18 protein-coding genes are annotated in these 18,656 nt (G+C 64.9%); 11 read left to right on the top strand and 7 right to left on the bottom strand.

The annotated features are described in order from the left end of the window. Nucleotides 1-374 precede the first annotated feature (374 nt). Nucleotides 375-980, bottom strand: a complete 606-nt coding sequence (locus Q8R73_RS00760) for a DNA-3-methyladenine glycosylase (RefSeq protein WP_305717641.1) — start codon at nt 978-980, stop codon at nt 375-377. Nucleotides 981-1,111: 131 nt separating this feature from the next. On the opposite strand from Q8R73_RS00760, the gene lipA reads away from it, so the two are divergent. Together lipA and Q8R73_RS00750 are read left to right on the top strand one after the other, a co-directional pair. Next, entirely contained in the window at nt 1,112-2,071 is a 960-nt protein-coding gene (lipA, locus tag Q8R73_RS00755; RefSeq protein ID WP_305717640.1) for a lipoyl synthase, read from the top strand. An 8-nt stretch (nt 2,072-2,079) separates the two neighbouring features. Beyond that, nucleotides 2,080-2,565, top strand: a complete 486-nt coding sequence (locus Q8R73_RS00750; protein ID WP_305717639.1) for a type II toxin-antitoxin system RatA family toxin — start codon at nt 2,080-2,082, stop codon at nt 2,563-2,565. Between the two features lie 55 nt (nt 2,566-2,620). On the opposite strand, the gene Q8R73_RS00745 is transcribed toward Q8R73_RS00750, so the two are convergent. Together Q8R73_RS00745 and Q8R73_RS00740 are read right to left on the bottom strand one after the other, a co-directional pair. Continuing rightward, nucleotides 2,621-3,223, bottom strand: coding sequence for a CinA family protein (locus Q8R73_RS00745; protein WP_305717638.1), 603 nt, complete (start codon nt 3,221-3,223; stop codon nt 2,621-2,623). A 1-nt stretch (nt 3,224) separates the two neighbouring features. Next, nucleotides 3,225-4,421, bottom strand: a complete 1,197-nt coding sequence (locus Q8R73_RS00740) for a bifunctional 2-C-methyl-D-erythritol 4-phosphate cytidylyltransferase/2-C-methyl-D-erythritol 2,4-cyclodiphosphate synthase (RefSeq protein ID WP_305717637.1) — start codon at nt 4,419-4,421, stop codon at nt 3,225-3,227. 287 nt (nt 4,422-4,708) lie between these two features. On the opposite strand from Q8R73_RS00740, the gene dusB reads away from it, so the two are divergent. From dusB to hflX, 7 genes are all read left to right on the top strand, one after another. Beyond that, nucleotides 4,709-5,710: a tRNA dihydrouridine synthase DusB gene (dusB, locus tag Q8R73_RS00735; RefSeq protein ID WP_305717636.1), complete on the top strand. Its 1,002-nt coding sequence runs from the start codon at nt 4,709-4,711 to the stop codon at nt 5,708-5,710. Next, nucleotides 5,707-6,882 (top strand): nitrogen regulation protein NR(II), encoded by a 1,176-nt coding sequence (locus Q8R73_RS00730; protein WP_305717635.1) that lies wholly within the window; start codon nt 5,707-5,709, stop codon nt 6,880-6,882. Before dusB ends, Q8R73_RS00730 begins: the two co-directional genes overlap by 4 nt. Nucleotides 6,883-6,891: 9 nt before the next feature. Then, on the top strand, nt 6,892-8,334 hold the full coding sequence (gene ntrC / locus Q8R73_RS00725) for a nitrogen regulation protein NR(I) (protein WP_305717634.1): 1,443 nt from the start codon (nt 6,892-6,894) through the stop codon (nt 8,332-8,334). A 154-nt stretch (nt 8,335-8,488) separates the two neighbouring features. Then, on the top strand, nt 8,489-10,816 hold the full coding sequence (locus tag Q8R73_RS00720) for a PAS domain-containing sensor histidine kinase (protein ID WP_305717633.1): 2,328 nt from the start codon (nt 8,489-8,491) through the stop codon (nt 10,814-10,816). A gap of 18 nt (nt 10,817-10,834) precedes the next feature. Continuing rightward, on the top strand, nt 10,835-12,205 hold the full coding sequence (locus Q8R73_RS00715) for a sigma-54 dependent transcriptional regulator (protein WP_305717632.1): 1,371 nt from the start codon (nt 10,835-10,837) through the stop codon (nt 12,203-12,205). 246 nt (nt 12,206-12,451) lie between these two features. Continuing rightward, entirely contained in the window at nt 12,452-12,700 is a 249-nt protein-coding gene (gene hfq / locus Q8R73_RS00710; RefSeq protein ID WP_006020546.1) for an RNA chaperone Hfq, read from the top strand. Between the two features lie 11 nt (nt 12,701-12,711). Next, on the top strand, nt 12,712-14,088 hold the full coding sequence (gene hflX, locus Q8R73_RS00705) for a GTPase HflX (RefSeq protein ID WP_305717631.1): 1,377 nt from the start codon (nt 12,712-12,714) through the stop codon (nt 14,086-14,088). Nucleotides 14,089-14,109: 21 nt separating this feature from the next. Here hflX and mazG read toward each other — a convergent pair whose 3' ends face one another. Beyond that, nucleotides 14,110-14,925 (bottom strand): nucleoside triphosphate pyrophosphohydrolase, encoded by an 816-nt coding sequence (gene mazG / locus Q8R73_RS00700; protein ID WP_305717630.1) that lies wholly within the window; start codon nt 14,923-14,925, stop codon nt 14,110-14,112. Between the two features lie 131 nt (nt 14,926-15,056). Between mazG and queC the strand changes: the two genes are divergently transcribed. After that, the gene (gene queC, locus Q8R73_RS00695; protein ID WP_305717629.1) at nt 15,057-15,773 is read left to right on the top strand and encodes a 7-cyano-7-deazaguanine synthase QueC; all 717 of its coding nucleotides are present in this window, start codon (nt 15,057-15,059) and stop codon (nt 15,771-15,773) included. Here queC and Q8R73_RS00690 read toward each other — a convergent pair. Genes Q8R73_RS00690 through nthA form a run of 3 tightly spaced genes read right to left on the bottom strand, consistent with a single transcriptional unit; the run spans nt 15,770 to nt 17,447 of the window. Next, nucleotides 15,770-16,156: a nitrile hydratase accessory protein gene (locus tag Q8R73_RS00690; protein ID WP_305717628.1), complete on the bottom strand. Its 387-nt coding sequence runs from the start codon at nt 16,154-16,156 to the stop codon at nt 15,770-15,772. The genes queC and Q8R73_RS00690 overlap by 4 nt on opposite strands. Beyond that, nucleotides 16,156-16,812, bottom strand: a complete 657-nt coding sequence (gene nthB / locus Q8R73_RS00685) for a nitrile hydratase subunit beta (RefSeq protein ID WP_305717627.1) — start codon at nt 16,810-16,812, stop codon at nt 16,156-16,158. Before nthB ends, Q8R73_RS00690 begins: the two co-directional genes overlap by 1 nt. Next, nucleotides 16,812-17,447, bottom strand: coding sequence for a nitrile hydratase subunit alpha (gene nthA / locus Q8R73_RS00680; protein WP_305717626.1), 636 nt, complete (start codon nt 17,445-17,447; stop codon nt 16,812-16,814). Before nthA ends, nthB begins: the two co-directional genes overlap by 1 nt. A 231-nt stretch (nt 17,448-17,678) precedes the next feature. Between nthA and Q8R73_RS00675 the strand changes: the two genes are divergently transcribed. After that, on the top strand, nt 17,679-18,485 hold the full coding sequence (locus tag Q8R73_RS00675; protein WP_305717625.1) for an enoyl-CoA hydratase/isomerase family protein: 807 nt from the start codon (nt 17,679-17,681) through the stop codon (nt 18,483-18,485). Nucleotides 18,486-18,656 lie beyond the last annotated feature (171 nt).

Raw genomic sequence — 18,656 nt, 5'->3', positions numbered from 1 at the left:
GATGCGAAATCGTGCGGTCCTGACACCTCGGTGCTGGTGTCAAGCTTGCGGTAAGACCCGCAAGTGACGGTGGCAAGACAGCCGATCGCCGGGGAGACCACGTATAAGCCTAAACCATCGCGCGGGGAGTGCCGGGTGATTCCGGTGTGACCTGACAACGCGTGTGCATCTACCACTACCCCATAGCACACGTGGCTATCGGGCGCATCGGGCGCCCGGCATTCCCCGCGCCCTCTGGTTGAAGAGGGCGACGAAATAAAGACAAATCTCGGGCGGATCACGCTGCGAGATCCAAACGCATGTCCGGAATCCATCATCGGTATTTCGAAGGCGAACCGGTGCCTCGCGATGACGACTGTGAACACGTCCCGTTCTCAAAATACCTTGCTCAGAAACCTCGATCCCTTCAGCCCGTACCGCCAAGGCAGTTCGACGGCTTTTGTGATGCCGATCCGTACTCCCGCAACGATCTCCGGCTTTTTTATCCGCGCAAGCAGCGCGATCGGCGGCGCGTCGAGCGCGAGCCCGTTATGCGCGTCGGTAATCGCCAGCGCCTCGGTCAGCTTGCCGGGGCCCGAACACAGCGTCCGCTCGTCGTGCAGGCCGCGGCGCCGGCGCATCGCGGCGATGCCGTGCGTCGGTTCGAGTGCGCGGATCAGCACCGCGCTGGCCGAACCTTCCTTCTCGCAGACGAAGTTGACGCACCAGTGGATGCCATAGGAACGATAGACATAGGCAAAGCCGGGTGGGCCGAACATCACGAGGTTGCGTGGCGTCGGACCGCGGAAGGAGTGCGCCGCCGGATCGGTGTGATGATAGGCCTCGACCTCGACGATGATGCCGCCGACGCCGTCGACCAGCAGGGTGGCGCCGATCAGGCCGGGCGCCACCTCGTGCACGCTGCGCCCAAAGAACGCGCGCTTCAGCGGCCGGCCCGGATTGGCGGCGGCTGGGACGGGCGGAATTCGGCTTCGAGCCATTCAAACCGGGGTTGGGGAGGGCGGAATGCGTCGGACAAGGCAATATGCTAAAGCATGGCTGCCAACAAGGCGGGCGGTTGCGATTCCCCTTCAAGCGGATTAGCTAAGCCTCGAAGGGATATCAGCATTCCATGGTCGTCGTCGTCGATACTATCTCCGCCACGCCGCTGCGCCCCCGCCACCCCGAAAAGGTGAACCGGCCGGATGCGCTGTCGCCGCCGAAGCCGGACTGGATCAGGGTGCGCGCGCCCAGTACCCGCGGCTATGCCGACACCCGCGCCATCGTCAAGGAAAACGGCCTGGTCACCGTCTGCGAGGAGGCGGGCTGCCCGAATATCGGCGAATGCTGGGACAAGAAGCACGCCACCTTCATGATCATGGGCGACACCTGCACCCGTGCCTGCGCCTTCTGCAACGTCAAGACCGGCATGCCCACCGCGCTCGATGCGGCCGAGCCGGACCATGTCGCGGAGGCCACCTTCAAGCTCGGGCTCGCCCATATCGTGGTGACCTCGGTCGACCGCGACGATCTCGCCGATGGCGGCGCCGAACATTTTGCACGGACCATTCGCGCCATCCGCGCGCGCTGCCCGTCGACCACGATCGAAATCCTGACGCCGGATTTCCTGCGCAAGGAAGGCGCGCTGGAAATTGTCGCCGAGGCAAAGCCCGACGTCTTCAACCACAATCTGGAAACGGTACCCTCGCGCTATCTCACGGTGCGCCCCGGCGCGCGCTATTTCCACTCGATCCGGCTGCTGCAGCGGGTCAAGGAGATCGATCCCGCCATCTTCACCAAGTCCGGCATCATGGTCGGGCTCGGCGAGGAGCGCCACGAGGTGCTGCAGGTAATGGACGATCTGCGCTCGGCGGACGTCGATTTTCTCACCATCGGCCAGTATCTGCAGCCGACCCGCAAGCATCACGCCGTGATGCGCTACGTCACCCCGGATGAATTCGCCGGCTACGAGAAAGTGGCTTATACCAAGGGTTTCCTGATGGTGTCGGCGAGCCCGCTGACCCGCTCGTCGCATCACGCCGGCGACGATTTCGCGAAGCTGCGGGCGGCGCGCGCGGCGCGAGCCGGCTGAGTCTTCCGATGCCGAAATTCTCCAGCAAGCGCCGGGTCCTTCACAGCGCCGGGCAGATGTTCGATCTCGTCGCCGATGTCGAACGCTATCCCGAATTCGTGCCCTTGTGCCAGGCGCTCAGGATCAGGCAGCGCACGCCCGGACCCGACGGCACCGAAATCGTGATCGCCGACATGACGGTTTCTTTCAAGCTGGTGCGCGAGGCGTTTACCAGCCGGGTGACGCTCGACCGTCCCAACATGAAGATCATGGTGGAATATCTGAAGGGGCCGTTCAGCAACCTGGAGAACCGCTGGAGCTTCGAGCCGCGATCCGAGACCGCCTGCGACGTCGGATTCTTCCTGTCCTATGAATTCAGGAGCCGGATGCTGGCGATGCTGATGGGCACCATGTTCGACACCGCGTTCCAGAGGTTTGCGGCCGCGTTCGAAAAGCGGGCGGATGCGATCTACGGGAAGCCGGCGGCAACCAACTCGCCGTCGTCCCCGGGATGAAACGCAACGTTCACCCGTGAGAGCCTCGGCGCCACAGGATGAAGCATAACGATGTTCACGCCCGCGGCGGTCGCCGCCGCTTCACCGCGCTGCGGCGTGGCGTGCGGGCGACGCGGGGACGTAGCCGGCTCATGGTCTGGCGCCGTGGTTTTGCCGGCGTCTGAGGGCCGCGCGCGATCTCGGTCAGCATGCGCAGTGCCTCCACCACCGAGCGCAGGCGCACCGCGCTGCGGCCGATCGCGCCGAACCGGCATTCGCGGTGCAGGATGCGGCCGTCGCGCGCGGCGACGGCGAGATGGACCAGGCCTACCGGCTTGCCCGGGGTGGCGCCGCCGGGGCCGGCAATGCCGGTGATGGAGACGGCGAGGTCGACGCCGGCTTTCTCCAGCGCGCCGATCGCCATCGCGGTCGCGGTCTCCTTGCTGACCGCGCCGAAGGTCGCAAGCGTCGTGTTCCTGACGCCGAGCATCGCGCGCTTTGCGTCGTTCGAGTAGGTGACAAAACCGCGGTCGATGACGTCGGAGGAACCGGGAATGTCGGTCAGCGCGGCGGCGACCATGCCGCCGGTGCAGGATTCAGCGGTGGCAATGGTGAGCTTGCGCATCCGGCACAGGTCGAGCAGCGAGCGGGAGAGGGCGCGGGCGTCGCTGCCGCTCATGCTACTCGCTCCAGCCTTTGGAATCCCAAGGCAGGCGGATGGTGGCGCTGGCGGTGGCGGCGATGCCTTCCTCGCGACCCGTAAATCCGAGCCGCTCGCTGGTGGTGGCCTTGACGGCGACCCGCGAGACGTCGAGCCCGGTGATGCCGGCGATCCGCGCCCGCATGGCGTCGCGCAGCGGTCCGATCTTCGGCCGCTCGCAGATCATGGTGACTTCGAGATTGGCGATGCGACCGCCGCGCGCGGTGACGCGGTCGACCGCGTATCTCAGGAAGCGGTCCGATGCCGCGCCTTTCCATTGCGGGTCGCTGGGCGGAAAATGCGAACCGATATCGCCGTCCGCCAGTGCGCCGAGGATGGCGTCGACCAGCGCATGCAGGCCGACATCGCCGTCGGAATGGGCGAGAAAGCCGCGGCTGTGCGGCACCCGGACCCCGCAGATCATCAGGTGATCGCCCTCGCCGAAGGCGTGCACGTCGTAACCGGTGCCGGTTCTGACATCGCCGAGCCGGGCGGCCAGGCGCGCTTCCTCGCGGACGAAATCTTCGGGAGTCGTCAGTTTCATGTTCGCCGGATCGCCCTCAAATGTCGCCACCGTCAATCCTGCCCATTCCGCCAGCGCGGCGTCGTCGGTGAAATCACTCAGGCCCTCGCGCGCAGCGCGGCGATGGGCGTCGAGAATCGCATCGAAGCGGAAGGCCTGCGGGGTTTGCGCGATCCGCAGTCGCGCGCGCTCCGGCGTCGCTTCGACATTGCCGCTGCCGTCGACGAGCTTGATGGTGTCGGTCACCGCGATCGCCGGCACCGCGGCGCCGGTGCGGCCGGCAGCTTCGATCGCGCGCGAAATCAGCGCCGCCGAAACGAACGGACGCGCCGCGTCGTGGATCAGCACGACATCCGGCCGCTCGCCGGCAAGCGCTTCGAGACCGGCATGCACCGAGGCCTGCCGCGTCGCGCCGCCATTGGCGGGCGGCGCGTGGCGCAATGTGCTGACGGCCTCGTTGAACATCACCGTGTCATCGGGATTCAAGACCGGCTGCACGGCAAACACCTGCGGATGGCGGCAGAACGGCTCCATCGCCCGAAAAATCACGGTCTGCCCGCCGATCGAACGGTACTGCTTCGGTCCTCCCGACCCGGCGCGCAGCCCGCGCCCGGCAGCAACAAGGATAGCGGCGGTACGCTCGGGTCTGGGCATTGGACCTAATTCACCGGCGAATGGGGTTATGGGGCAGGAAACGTCGGCCGCCTACGCACTGCCCTTATCATGCCGAGGGCTTAAAGACAGGCCGTTTCCCGAGAGCTGTGGGAAAAGCATATTTTGTTGCAGTGCACTTGCACAATTTCAAGAACTGTCTAAAGTGTAGGCATGAAGCTTGACTGCACAAGATTTGTGCTCACAATGACTCTCGGTGGCCGCAATGCTGCGTCCGCCAGAAAAACGAGACATCCGTGACCACCCCGGACTGCTCACAGCGTAAGCCATTGAAGATAGGCGATGTTGATGTCGCCAACCGGGTCTTCCTTGCGCCGATGTCTGGCATCACGGATGCCCCGTTCCGGCGCCTGACTGCGGCGCTGGGGGCCGGACTCGTCGTCTCCGAGATGACCGCCAGCGACGATCTCGTCAATGGCCGCCCGATGTCGCTGCTGCGCTGCGAGGCCACCGGCATCGGCCCCCACGTCGTTCAACTCGCGGGCTGCCAGGCGCACTGGATGGCGGAGGGCGCGCGGATCGCCGAGTCCGCCGGCGCCGACATCATCGATATCAACATGGGCTGTCCGGCGCGTCACGTCACCGGCGGCCAGTCCGGCTCGGCGCTGATGCGCGATCTCGATCACGCCATGACGCTGATCGACGCCACGGTCGCGGCGGTTAAAGTGCCGGTCACGCTGAAGATGCGGCTCGGCTGGGACGATCGCTCGCTCAATGCGCCGGAACTGGCGCGCCGCGCCGAAGCCGCCGGCGTGCGGATGATTTCGGTGCACGGTCGCACCCGCTGCCAGTTCTACAAGGGCGAAGCCGACTGGGGCGCGGTGCGCGCCGTCCGGAATGCGATTGCCATCCCGCTGGTCGTCAACGGCGACATCACCTCGTTCGACAAGGCGGTGACGGCGCTGCAGATGTCCGGCGCCGACGCGATCATGATGGGCCGCGGCGCGCAGGGCCAGCCGTGGCTGCCGGGCCAGATCGGACGCCGGCTCGAATCGGGCATCGCGGAGGCCGCGCCTGATCTGTCGCAGCAGCTGGTTTATATCCGCGCACTCTACGACGAAGTCTGCAGCCTCTACGGCCTGCGGATCGGACTTCGCCATGCCCGCAAACATCTCGGCTGGGCGCTGGACGTCGCAGCGCAGACCAGTAGCGCGCCGGTGGCAGCGCTCAAGGGGTGGCGGCAGAAGATACTGACCACCGACGATCCGGACCGTGTTCACCAATCCCTCGAAGATGCATTCGACGATTTTGCATGGAGTGCTGCTGCATGAGTCTAGCCGCAGACCAACGCCGGCGGGCGCCCTCGGAAAGCGAGGCCATCCTCAACGCCTTGCCGAATCCGGTGCTGCTGATCGCACCCGACGGCAAGATCATGGACGCCAACATGGCGGCGGAATCGTTCTTCGAGATTTCCACCCAGTTTCTGCAGCGCCAGTCGCTGAAGGAACTTGTACCGTTCGGCAGCCCGCTGCTGGCCCTGATCGACCAGGTGCGCTCGAGCGGTTCGCCGGTCAATGAATACAAGGTCGATCTCGGCACGCCGCGGATCGGCGGCGATCGCCAGGTCGATCTGCACGTCGCACCGCTCAACGAGCGACCCGGCCATATCGTGGTGATGCTGCAGGAACGCACCATCGCCGACAAGATGGACCGGCAATTGACGCATCGAAGTGCAGCGCGCTCGGTGATCGCGCTGGCTGCGATGCTGGCGCACGAAATCAAGAACCCGCTGTCCGGCATTCGCGGCGCGGCGCAGCTGCTCGAACAGGCGGCCTCGTCGGAAGACCGCATGCTGACGCGGCTGATCTGCGACGAGGCGGACCGCATCGTCACCCTGGTCGATCGCATGGAAGTGTTCGGCGACGACCGGCCGGTGGCGCGCGGCGCGGTCAACATTCACAGCGTGCTCGATCACGTCAAGCGGCTCGCGCAATCCGGCTTCGCCCGCAACATCCGCTTCGTCGAAGACTACGATCCGTCGCTGCCGCCGGTGCTCGCCAACCAGGATCAGCTGATCCAGGTGTTTCTCAACCTGGTGAAAAACGCCGCCGAAGCCGTCGTCGATCTCGGCAGCGATGCGGAGATCCAGCTCACCACCGCGTTCCGTCCGGGCGTTCGCCTCTCGGTACCCGGCAAGAAATCGCGGGTGTCGCTGCCGCTCGAATTCTGCGTCAAGGACAATGGCGCCGGCGTGCCGGACGATCTGCTGCCGAACCTGTTCGATCCGTTCGTCACGACCAAGCCGACCGGCAGCGGCCTTGGCCTTGCGCTGGTGGCCAAGATCATCGGCGATCATGGCGGCATCATCGAATGCGAATCCCAGCCGCGCAAAACCACCTTCCGGGTGCTGCTGCCGATGTTCAACCCGACCAAACGATTCGACCAAAGCAATCGCGATGGCGTTACGGGGACGCCGTCGCATGCCTCACACGACTCCAGATGAGGAATGACAATGCCCGCAGGTAGCATACTTGTAGCCGACGATGACACCGCCATCCGTACGGTTCTGAACCAGGCTCTCTCGCGCGCCGGATATGAGGTGCGCCTGACCGGGAACGCGGCGACGCTGTGGCGCTGGGTAAGCCAGGGCGAGGGGGATCTCGTCATCACAGACGTGGTGATGCCGGACGAGAACGCCTTCGACCTGCTGCCGCGGATCAAGAAGATGCGGCCCAACCTGCCCGTTATCGTGATGAGCGCCCAAAACACCTTCATGACGGCGATCCGGGCTTCGGAACGCGGCGCCTACGAATATCTGCCGAAGCCGTTCGACCTCAAGGAGCTCATCACCATTGTCGGCCGCGCGCTGGCGGAGCCCAAGGAGCGGGTGGCCAGCCATCCCGACGAAAACGAATTCGATTCGATTCCGCTGGTCGGCCGCTCGCCGGCGATGCAAGAAATCTACCGCGTGCTGGCGCGGCTGATGCAGACCGACCTCACGGTGATGATCTCCGGCGAGTCCGGCACCGGCAAGGAACTGGTCGCCCGCGCGCTGCACGATTACGGCAAGCGGCGCAACGGCCCGTTCGTCGCGGTCAACATGGCGGCGATCCCGCGCGACCTGATCGAATCGGAATTGTTCGGCCATGAACGCGGCGCCTTCACCGGCGCCAATACCCGCGCCTCGGGCCGGTTCGAACAGGCCGAAGGCGGCACCTTGTTCCTCGACGAGATCGGCGACATGCCGATGGAGGCGCAGACCCGGCTGCTGCGCGTGCTGCAGCAGGGCGAATACACCACGGTCGGCGGCCGCACGCCGATCAAGACCGACGTGCGCATCGTCGCGGCGAGCAACAAGGACCTGCGTATCCTGATTCAGCAGGGCCTGTTCCGCGAAGACCTGTTTTTCCGCCTCAACGTGGTGCCGCTGCGGCTGCCGCCGCTGCGCGAGCGGATCGAGGATTTGCCGGATCTGATCCGGCACTTCTTCACGCTGGCCGAGAAGGACGGCTTGCCGCCGAAGAAGCTCGATGTGCTGGCGCTGGAACGCCTGAAGCAGCATCGCTGGCCGGGCAATGTGCGCGAACTCGAGAATCTCGCGCGCCGGCTGGCGGCATTGTATCCGCAGGACGTGATCACTGGTTCCGTCATCGACGGCGAGCTGGCGCCGCCGGCGGTAACCTCGGGGGGCAGCGTCCAGCACGGCGTCGACAATCTCGGGGGCGCAGTCGAGGCCTATCTGTCGTCGCATTTTTCGGGCTTCCCCAACGGCGTGCCGCCGCCGGGGCTCTATCACCGCATCCTCAAGGAAATCGAGATTCCGCTGCTCACGGCGGCGCTGGCGGCCACGCGCGGCAACCAGATTCGCGCCGCCGATCTGCTCGGTCTCAACCGCAATACGCTGCGGAAGAAGATCAGGGATCTCGACATTCAGGTCTATCGGAGCGGGAGTTAGCGGCCGCACGATCCGGAAACTCGTTCATAAATCGGACCTGCGCAGTTCAGCGTCAGCACACGCCGCGGAATTGTCGCAATTTGGCAACATTGTGATATGAATGCATCAGTCCGCTGCCGGCGGACATTGGCCTTCAGCTCACGACCTTGCCGGAATGACCAGCGCAGACACCGCGGCCCCATCGCTCGATCAGACGCTTGCCGAACCCAGGGGGTCGTCCCTGCGGCGGTGGCTGGCGCCGTTCGCCGTCGCCATTGCGCTGCTGTCGGCATTCCTCACTTTCGTCGTCCTGACCGGCCTGACGCCGATCGAACCGACGCGCGAGGTGGTCTATTCGTTCCTGCTGATCAACGCGGCGTGCATCCTGCTGCTGGTCGGCATCATCGTCCGCGAGGTCTGGCAGGTAGTCCAGGCCCGCCGCCGCGGCCGGGCGGCGGCACGGCTGCACGTCCAGATCGTCAGCCTGTTCTCCGTCATTGCCGTGTTGCCGGCCGTGCTGGTGGCGATCGTCGCCAACATCACCATCGACCGTGGCCTCGACCGGCTGTTTTCGGGGCCTACGCGGGAGGTGATTCAGAATTCGCTGATCGTGGCCAACGCGTATCTGCATGAGCATGCCCAGCTCATTCGCGGCGACATTATTGGAATGGCCAACGACATCGCCAACGCGCGGCCGCTGTTCGACCAGGATCGCGGAACCTTTCGCCGGCTGCTGACTGCAAGCGCGGCCTCGCGCAACCTGCCGGGCGCCATGGTGATCGACAAGGACCGCAACGTCCTGGAGACCGCGCAAACCGGCATCGAGCAGGCCTTTACGACGCCGGCTCCGGAGTTCCTCAGCGGCGTCGATGAATCCGAGCCCCAGATCGCGGTGTTCATCGAAGCCAATTACGTCGCCGCCGTGGTCCGGCTGCGCGCATTCAACGACACGTTCCTCTATGTCGCCCGTCTGCTCGATCCGCGCGTGGTGGCGCAGCTCAGGCAGACCCAGGCCAGTGTCGCCGAATATGCCCAGATGGAGTCGCGCAAACTCGGCATCCAGGTGGCGTTTGCGTTGATGTTCGCGGTGATCGCGCTGACCATCCTGATGGCTTCGGTTCTGATCGGGCTGAATTTCGCCAATTGGCTGGTCGCGCCGATCCGGCGGCTGATGAGCGCCGCCAACATCGTCTCCACCGGCGATCTCCATGTGCAGGTGCCTGTCCACAAATCGGAGGGCGATCTCGCCCAGCTCGGCGAAACCTTCAACAAGATGACGCAGGAGTTGCGCACCCAGCGCGACGAACTGGTCGGCGCCAGCGAGCTGATCGACAGCCGGCGCCGGTTCATCGAAGCGGTCCTGTCGTCGGCGAGCGCCGGCATCATCGGCGTCGATGCCGCCGGAAATGTCGGCATTCTCAACCGTTCCGCCGAAAAGCTGATCGGTCATGCGGAATCCGAGACCCTGGACCATCCGCTGTCGGACGTGCTGCCAGAACTCGACGATATGATGAGGACCGCCCGCGAGGGCACCCAGCGGCTGGTACAGGGCCAGATCACGCTTCTGCGCGACGGCCATGAGCGCAATCTCTCGGTCCGGGTCAGCGCCGAGCAGACCAGCCAGTCGCGCGACAGCTATATCATCACGCTGGACGACATCACCGAGCTGGTTTCGGCGCAGCGGACCTCGGCCTGGGGCGACGTCGCCCGCCGCATCGCCCACGAAATCAAGAACCCGCTGACGCCGATTCAGCTTTCGGCCGAACGCATCCGCCGCAAATTCGGCAAGGTCATCACCGAGGACAAGGCGATCTTCGAGCAATGCACGGATACCATCGTGCGGCAGGTCGACGATATCAGGCGGATGGTCGATGAATTCTCGCGCTTCGCACGCATGCCGAAACCCGTCATGGAAGGCGAGGACGTTGCCGACACCGTCCGGCAGGCGGTGTTCCTGATGCGGGTCGGAAATCCCGACATCGACTTCGAGGCCGAGATCAAGGACGACCCGATGCGGGCGCAGTTCGACCGGCGGCTGATTTCGCAGGCGCTGACCAACATCATCAAGAACGCGTCGGAAGCGATTGAAGCCGTGCCTCCCGAGGAATTGGGCAAGGGCCGGATCGAGGTCGTCGCCGCCATCGAGGGAGACGACATCGTGATCGATGTCATCGACAACGGGATCGGCCTGCCCAAGGTGGCCCGGGCGCGGCTGCTCGAACCCTATGTGACGACGCGGTCAAAGGGCACCGGCCTTGGCCTTGCCATCGTTGGGCGGGTGCTGGAAGACCACGGCGGCAAGATCGAACTGCACGATGCCGCGGACATCCGGCCGGGTCAGCGCGGCGCCTGGATGCGGTTGCGATTTGCCATATCGGGCCACGCGCCGAAGGCGGAGATCAAGGAGCCGGCCGCGGAAACAAAGCCGCCGATCCCTGAAACCATTGGGCCCGCTGACACGACCAACAATGAAACAAAGATCGAAGCCGCAACCGGCAACTGACAAGACAGGGCGCGACTCATGGCAAATGACATTCTGATTGTCGATGACGAAGCAGATATTCGGGATCTGGTTGCCGGCATTCTCGATGATGAGGGCTTCAGCACGCGGACTGCGCGCGACAGCGATTCGGCGCTGGCGGAAATCGCCAACCGGCGGCCGCATCTGGTGTTTCTCGACATTTGGTTGCAGGGCAGCAAGCTCGACGGTCTGCAATTGCTGGAGCAGATCAAGAAGGACCATGCCGACGTGCCGGTGGTGATGATCTCCGGCCACGGCAACATCGAGACCGCGGTCGCGGCGATCAAGCGCGGCGCCTACGACTTCATCGAAAAGCCCTTCAAGTCGGACCGGTTGATCCTGGTGGCAACCCGGGCGCTGGAGACGTCGCGGCTGAAGCGCGAGGTGAAGGAACTCAAGCAGATGGCGCCGGCCGCCAGCGTGCTGACCGGACGCTCGGCCTGCATGAACCAGTTGCGCCAGACCATCGAGCGGGCCGCCAAGGCCAACAGCCGCATCCTGATTGTCGGTCCGTCCGGCGCCGGCAAGGAACTGGCGGCGCGCACGCTGCACCACGCATCGACACGTGCCGAGGGACCGTTCGTGGTCATCAACGCCGCGGCGATCACGCCGGAGCGCATGGAAGTCGAACTGTTCGGCATCGAGCAGTCCAACGGCGAGCAGCAGCGCAAGGCGGGCGCGCTGGAAGAAGCCCATGGCGGCACCCTGTTCATCGACGAGATCGGCGACATGCCGCGGGAGACCCAGAACAAGATCCTGCGCGTGCTGGTCGACCAGACCTTCCAGCGCTCCGGCGGCACGACCAAGGTCCATGTCGACGTACGCATCGTATCGTCGACCGCGCGAAACCTGGAAGAAGAGATCGCGGAAGGCCGCTTCCGCGAGGATCTCTATCACCGTCTGTCGGTGGTGCCGATCCGGGTGCCGCCGCTGTCGGAAAGGCGCGAGGATATCCCCGAACTGATCGACTATTTCATGGACCAGATCTCGGTCGCGACCGGGCTGCCCAAGCGTCAGATCGGCCAGGATGCGATGGCGGTCTTGCAGTCGCATGTCTGGCCCGGAAACGTCCGCCAGCTTCGCAACAACGTCGAACGCGTGATGATCCTGGCCAGCGGCGGTCCGGAGGTCATCATCACGGCCGACATGCTGCCGCAGGATGTGGGCTCGATGGTGCCGGCGATGCCGACCAGCAACAATGGCGAGCACATCATGGGCCTGCCGCTGCGCGAGGCGCGGGAGGTGTTCGAACGCGATTATCTGATCGCCCAGATCAGCCGTTTTTCGGGAAATATCTCGCGCACGGCGGAATTCGTCGGCATGGAGCGGTCGGCGCTGCATCGCAAGCTCAAGGCGCTCGGCGTCGGCTAGGTCAGGCTGGGCGTGCTTATTCTTGAGAAAATTCGTCTTTTTCCGTGCATTTACGGCGAATCGCACCGTTGTTATGTGCGCCTGACGCGCGATCCGGCTTGCCTAAAAAGCGCGCCTGCCTTCTAATCGAACTGCCGCGCCCTCGGAGGGGGATCTCAGGGGAAGCCGGCAACCGGGGGACGGCTCCACCAGAGAGCAGCCATCGGTTCAATAAAAAGAAGCAAACAAGACTGCGGGACAAAAACAATGGCGGCAGACCGCGCACAAAATCTACAAGACACCTTCCTTAATCACGTTCGTAAGACCAAGACGCCACTGACGATCTTTCTGGTCAATGGAGTGAAGCTGCAGGGGATTGTCACCTGGTTCGACAATTTCTGCCTGCTGCTCCGTCGCGACGGTCATTCGCAGCTTGTCTACAAGCACGCGATCTCGACCATCATGCCGGGCGCTCCGATCCAGCTGTTCGAAGGCGGCGAGGATGCTCCGGCTTGAGAGTGATCTGATTGGAACCCCGAAATCCTGAAGGGGGCGCCGACCGACCGCGGTCGGCAGGGGGCAAAGAATCAGGGCGGGTGGTTGTCATCGGCCCCTATCTGCGTGTGCGTCGCGGCGACCCCGACGCGCCAACGGAGTCGCATGTCATGCGCAACTCCGAGGCGCGGCTGGAGGAAGCCGTCGGCTTGGCGCGCGCCATCGATCTTGAGATCGCGGACTCGCTGATCGCGCCGATCAGCGAAGTGCGGCCCGCGACCTTTCTCGGCAAGGGCAAGGTCGAGGAGGTCGTCGGGCTGATCACCGGGCACGAGATCGAACTTGTCGTGATGGACTGCGCGCTGTCGCCGATCCAGCAGCGCAATCTCGAGAAGGCGTGGAACACCAAGGTGCTCGACCGCACCGGACTGATTCTCGAGATTTTCGGTCGGCGCGCCAAGACCCGGGAAGGTTCGCTTCAAGTCGAACTGGCGCATTTGAACTATCAGCGCAGCCGCCTGGTGCGGTCCTGGACCCATCTGGAGCGCCAGCGCGGCGGCTTTGGCTTTATGGGAGGCCCTGGCGAAACCCAAATCGAAGCCGATCGACGCCTGATTGGCGATCGCATCGCCCGGCTGGAAAACGAAATCAAAAAGGTACAGGCGACGCGGCGGCTGCATCGTGAAGGGCGCAAGCGGGTGCCGTATCGCGTCGTGGCGCTGGTCGGCTACACCAACGCCGGCAAGTCGACGCTGTTCAATCGCCTCACTCGCGCCGAGGTGCAGGCGGCCGACATGCTGTTCGCGACACTGGACCCGACCTTGCGTGCGCTGCATCTGCCGCATGGCGGCAAGGCGATGTTGTCGGATACCGTCGGCTTCATTTCCAACTTGCCCACGCAACTGGTGGCGGCGTTTCGCGCCACGCTGGAGGAAGTGCTGGAAGCCGACGTCATTCTGCACGTCCGCGACATCTCGCATGAGGATGCCGAAGCCCAGCAACGCGACGTCGATACCGTGCTGCGCCAGCTCGGGATCGATCCGGACGCCGGCCGCATTCTCGAGGTCTGGAACAAGATCGACCGCTTCGAACCGGAAACGCGCGAAAACCTGCAAAACATCGCCGCCCGCCGGCCGCCGGAACGCCCGTGCTTTCTGGTCTCGGCCGAGACCGGCGAGGGGGTCGATGCGCTATTGGCTGCGATCGAGGACCGGCTCGCAGCCAGCCGGATGACGCTGGATCTGTCGATCGACGCCTCCGACGGCGCCGGCATCAGCTGGCTGCACCGCAACTCCGAAGTGCTTGCCAAGGAACTCCACGACGGCCGCTTCGACATGACCGTGCGCGTCGATGAAACCAAACGCGACATCGTGGTGACCCGGTTCGACGCCGTGCCACACGTGATGTAGCTGGCCTGTACGACGAAAATCCTACTCCTTGCCCTTTGCCTCGTCCCATAATGCGTCCATTTCCTCGAGCGAGGCCTGCTCGAGAGACTGCCCCCGTGCCGCCAGCGTTCGCTCGATGTAGCCGAAACGGCGTTCGAATTTGGCGTTGGTGCCGCGCAGCGCCAGGTCGGGATCGGCGCCGACATGGCGCGCCAGATTGACCAGCGCAAACAGCAGGTCGCCGGTTTCCTCGGCGAGTTCCCTGGCGTCGCCGTTATCCAGCGCCGCCTCGATCTCGTCGGCTTCCTCGCGGATCTTGCGCAGCACCTCGCGCGGATCGTTCCAGTCGAAGCCGACGCTGGAGGCCTTGCGCTGCAATTCCATCGCGCGCGACAGTGCCGGCAGTCCCGCCTTGACGCCAGCCAGCAAGGAAGTGGGCGCATTTTCCCCGGCAGGCCGCCTTGCGGCGCGTTCGGCGCGCTCCTCGGCCTTGATGCGCTCCCACGCGCTGGTGACGCCGACCGGCGTCAGCCGGCCGTTCTCGTCGGCGAATACGTGCGGATGGCGCCGGATCATCTTGCGCGTCACCGCCTCGACCACGTCGCCGAACGCGAACGCATCCTGCTCCTCGGCCATGCGGGCGTGATACACCACCTGCAGCAGGAGGTCGCCGAGCTCGTCCTTGAGGTCGTCGAGATCGCCGCGCGCGATGGCGTCGGCGACCTCGTAGGCTTCCTCGATGGTGTAGGGCGCGATGGTCGCGAAACTCTGTTCGAGATCCCACGGACAGCCGCTGCCGGGCGTGCGCAGCGCCGCCATGATGTCGAGCAGGCGTGAAATATCGCGGGAAGGGGTCATGACGCTGCCAAAGGCCGGAGAGAAGATCAGGCCTTATGCCGCAAGCGGGGTCTCCATCCCAGCGAAACGAGCCGGGCAGGGCCAGGTTTCCACCGATTGGCCCCGCGGTCGATGAGTGCTATGGGCACGCCATGAGCGACCAACCCCAGACCGAAACCGCGCTGGTGCTGTTTTCCGGCGGACAGGATTCCGCCACCTGCCTCGCCTGGGCGCTGCAGCGTTTTGCGCGTGTCGAAATGCTCGGATTCGATTACGGACAGCGCCACGCCATCGAATTGAAATGCCGGGACCATCTGCTCGACGGCATGAAATCATTGCGAACGGGTTGGGCAGACAAGCTCGGCGAAAGCCATACCCTGGCTATTCCCACCTTGGCCGATATCTCCGACACCGCGCTAACGCGCGATGTCGCGATCGCCATGGGCGCGGATGGCCTGCCCAACACCTTCGTGCCCGGCCGCAACCTGGTGTTCCTGACATTCGCCGCCGCGCTGGCCTACCGGCGCGGCATCACCCATATCGTCGGCGGCATGTGCGAGACCGATTATTCCGGCTATCCGGATTGCCGCGATGAAACCATCAAGGCGTTGCAGACCGCGCTCAATCTCGGCATGGCCAGGCGGTTCGAACTGCATACGCCGCTGATGTGGCTGGACAAGGCCGCCACCTGGAAGCTGGCGCATGATCTCGGCGGAACAGGGCTGGTCGACCTGATCCGCGAACATTCCCACACCTGCTATCTCGGCGAACGCGGCGCACGGCACGACTGGGGCTATGGCTGCGGCGAATGCCCGGCCTGCGCGTTACGCGCCAAAGGCTGGCGTGAGTATGCAGCGACGTCCGCCTAACTCGCAAAATCTTCCGGCAGCAGCACGATCGGCGAGCCATGCGGGGTGCGGTCGGCGGCGTGGTCCCAGGCGTCGCGGTAGCGGTGCAGGGTGGCCGGCGTGGCGACGCCCTTGTCGGCGATCAGCCTTTCCAGCGTCGCCAGCCAGTGCCGGTAATAGGTTTCGCCGGTATCGGCATCACCGGCCGCCTGTGCGCGCTTGATCTCTTCGGCAAGCGCGGCCGCCCATTCGTTCCAGCTGAACAGGCCTCGCGCATGCAGCGCCAGCGCCATCGCAAATGCCTGCGCTTCCCAGGGCTCGCGGAACACCGGGCCGTCGGCGTCGCGGGGAATGCCGGGAACCGCGCGGGTGGCATCGAGAGCGGCCTGGGGGTCGAGCGACATCAGGCGGGCTCCAGATAGGATTCCCAGGCGTCGACCGAGGTCTTCACGCTGGCGTCGCCGTCGGCTCCCCACAATTCGCGGCCGTCGAAGGTCACGGTGTAAAGCCACTGCGGATTCTCCTGGCCCAGCGCGTTGCTGTCGGGAAATACGTGGACGCCGTGCAGCAGTTCGACCACGCCGACATGCCCGCGCACGTAACGCGGCAGCCTTGTATGGGTCGGGGGATGAATCATTCTGGTGCGGACGCGGTCGCCGACCGCAAACCGGGCAGGGCTCCCCGCCTCGCGCTGGGTCGGTCCGCCCCGATGCAGCATGGCAGCGACGCCGTCGGCCGACAGCGTCCGCGCCACCGGCTTGGCCGGATGCAGCGGCTTGCCGGCCTCGATCTCGTCCGCCGTGACCAGGCCACGCTCCAGCATCAGTCGCTCGAGGCCTGCGAGCCATATCTGGTAATAGCTCAAGCCCAGATAGTCTTCGGGCGGCCGGTTCTCGCGCGCAAAGCGCGACATGTCGATGTTCCAGCCGCCGGGCCTCGCCATGGCCAGCGTGATGGCGAAGGCGCGCCGTTCCCATTCGGCGTGAAACATCGGCTCATCGGGTTCGGGGCGCACCGGGCCGGACCACGCCACGCCGCCCATATCGTGCGCGCCCTCCATCAGGCGGCCTCGTGCGGTTGCTTCGGCAGCCCGGTACCGATCATGCTGTCGCGGGTGACGAGGTCGGCGAGGCGCTGCTCGCTCCAGTCCCCGGTGCCGGCCGGACGCATCGGCAGCACGAAATAGCGAATTTCCGCGGTCGAGTCCCAAACCCTGATATCGGTGCCGTCGGGCAGCTCGAAACCGAAATCAGCCAGCACGCCGCGCGGATCCTTCACCGCCTTGGAGCGGTAGGGCGCCGATTTGTACCAGACCGGCGGCAGCCCGAGCACCGGCCACGGATAGCAGGAGCACAGCGTGCACACGACCATGTTGTGGAGGCGAGGGGTGTTCTCGACCGCCACGATGTGTTCGCCCTGGCGGCCGGCATAGCCGAGTTCCGCGATCGCAGGCGTGGCGTCCTTGATCAGGCGGGCGCGAAACGCCGGATCGGACCATGCCCGCGCCACCACCCGGGCGCCGTTGCGCGGGCCGACCTTGGTCTCATAAGTATCGATCAGAAGGTCGAGCGCGGCCGGATCGACATAGCCTTTTTCGGTCAGGATGGTCTCGAGCGCGCGCACCCGCAGCTCGGTCTCCGACAATTCGGAATGATCGTGGTCGTGATGATGGTGGTCATGGTCATGTCCGGTCATACCGGCAAGATACGCAAGATTGCGGTGATGTCGAGGCCTGCGGGCGCTGCCGTGGTTTGCGAACTGACCGCTCAGGCCGCAACCAGCGGAGCCGCGTCGGTCCGAGCGCGATCGTGTCCTCCTGAATTGACGAGAGACCGGCCATGTTGCGGAGGGATTGAACCCGGCTATAAGAAATCAGTTAAGCGCCATTGGAAAACGGCGCAACGCGACGGGCAGGGAGACGCTGAGTTGGCTGGCTTTGTCACCATCGAGAAGGGCCTCGGGCCCGAGGGACGCATCGCCGTGGTGCGCTTCGACCGCGGCGACGGCATCAACGCGTTGTCGCCGGAAGCGCTGCGCCAGCTAACCGACGCCGCGCGCAGTTTCGAGGACGACGGCGACACCTCGGTGGTGGTGCTGACCGGCGGCGCCAGGGCGTTCACCGCCGGCTTCGACCTGAAGGACCCGGAAGGCCGCGCGCGCGCCACGATGGACCTGGGGACGCTGCGGCGGCACCTGAAACTGGGACCGCGGCTGACCCGCGCCTGGCAGGAGATGGAACAGATCACGATCGGCGCCATCGAGGGCTTTTGCGTCGGCGGCGGCGTGGCCTTGGCGGTGGCGCTGGACTTTCGCGTCATGGCCCGCGACGGCCACATGCGGGTGCCGGAAATCGGCCTCGGCATGAACATGAGCTGGCAGAGCGTGCCGCGCATGCTGCATCTGATCGGACCGGCCCGCACCAAGCAGGCGGTGATCCTGGCCGACCAGCGCATCACGGCTGCCGAGGCCCATCAATGGGGCCTGGTTGAAGAGGTGGCCGACCCTGGTCAGGCCTTCGCCGCCGCCATGGCGCTGGCCGCCAAGGTCGCCGCCCAGCCGCCACTGTCGGTGGCCATGACCAAGCTGACCGTCAACCGGCTGACCCATGCGCTCGACGACCTCGCCAGCCACATGGACCTCGACCAGTTCGCGCTGGCGAGCCTCAGCGAGGACCACAAGGAAGGCGTCGCGGCGTTCCTCGGCCGGCGCAAGCCGACCTTCAGGGGGCGGTAGAGGGGCCCCGGACAAAAAATCGAAAACAACCCCATGCAATGGAAAGTCAAGGGCTGCCCATATCTTTGATTCGCATAAGGTATATTATGGAATATAAAATAGCTTATTTATCCCAGAGGGTTATCTGAAACTCTTTCGATCTCACGCAATTTGGTCCGCGCCTCCTGCGCT

Origin of the sequence: Bradyrhizobium sp. (assembly GCF_030697065.1) — a bacterium.
Lineage (GTDB): Bacteria > Pseudomonadota > Alphaproteobacteria > Rhizobiales > Xanthobacteraceae > Bradyrhizobium.
The sequence above is the reverse complement of the archived record's forward strand: the minus strand, read 5'-3'. Positions and strand labels throughout refer to the sequence as shown.

Bases quoted from the DNA above. Each gene is read 5' to 3' on its own strand.
- Q8R73_RS00690 (WP_305717628.1), bottom strand. From the start codon at position 16,156: ATGTCGCTCGACCCCCAGGCCGCTCTCGATGCCACCCGCGCGGTTCCC.
- queC (WP_305717629.1), top strand. From the start codon at position 15,057: ATGAGCGACCAACCCCAGACCGAAACCGCGCTGGTGCTGTTTTCCGGC.
- Q8R73_RS00720 (WP_305717633.1), top strand. From the start codon at position 8,489: ATGACCAGCGCAGACACCGCGGCCCCATCGCTCGATCAGACGCTTGCC.
- nthA (WP_305717626.1), bottom strand. From the start codon at position 17,447: ATGACCGGACATGACCATGACCACCATCATCACGACCACGATCATTCC.
- Q8R73_RS00715 (WP_305717632.1), top strand. From the start codon at position 10,835: ATGGCAAATGACATTCTGATTGTCGATGACGAAGCAGATATTCGGGAT.
- lipA (WP_305717640.1), top strand. From the start codon at position 1,112: ATGGTCGTCGTCGTCGATACTATCTCCGCCACGCCGCTGCGCCCCCGC.
- Q8R73_RS00740 (WP_305717637.1), bottom strand. From the start codon at position 4,421: ATGCCCAGACCCGAGCGTACCGCCGCTATCCTTGTTGCTGCCGGGCGC.
- ntrC (WP_305717634.1), top strand. From the start codon at position 6,892: ATGCCCGCAGGTAGCATACTTGTAGCCGACGATGACACCGCCATCCGT.
- Q8R73_RS00730 (WP_305717635.1), top strand. From the start codon at position 5,707: ATGAGTCTAGCCGCAGACCAACGCCGGCGGGCGCCCTCGGAAAGCGAG.
- hfq (WP_006020546.1), top strand. From the start codon at position 12,452: ATGGCGGCAGACCGCGCACAAAATCTACAAGACACCTTCCTTAATCAC.
- nthB (WP_305717627.1), bottom strand. From the start codon at position 16,812: ATGGAGGGCGCGCACGATATGGGCGGCGTGGCGTGGTCCGGCCCGGTG.
- Q8R73_RS00750 (WP_305717639.1), top strand. From the start codon at position 2,080: ATGCCGAAATTCTCCAGCAAGCGCCGGGTCCTTCACAGCGCCGGGCAG.
- mazG (WP_305717630.1), bottom strand. From the start codon at position 14,925: ATGACCCCTTCCCGCGATATTTCACGCCTGCTCGACATCATGGCGGCG.
- Q8R73_RS00760 (WP_305717641.1), bottom strand. From the start codon at position 980: ATGGCTCGAAGCCGAATTCCGCCCGTCCCAGCCGCCGCCAATCCGGGC.
- Q8R73_RS00745 (WP_305717638.1), bottom strand. From the start codon at position 3,223: ATGAGCGGCAGCGACGCCCGCGCCCTCTCCCGCTCGCTGCTCGACCTG.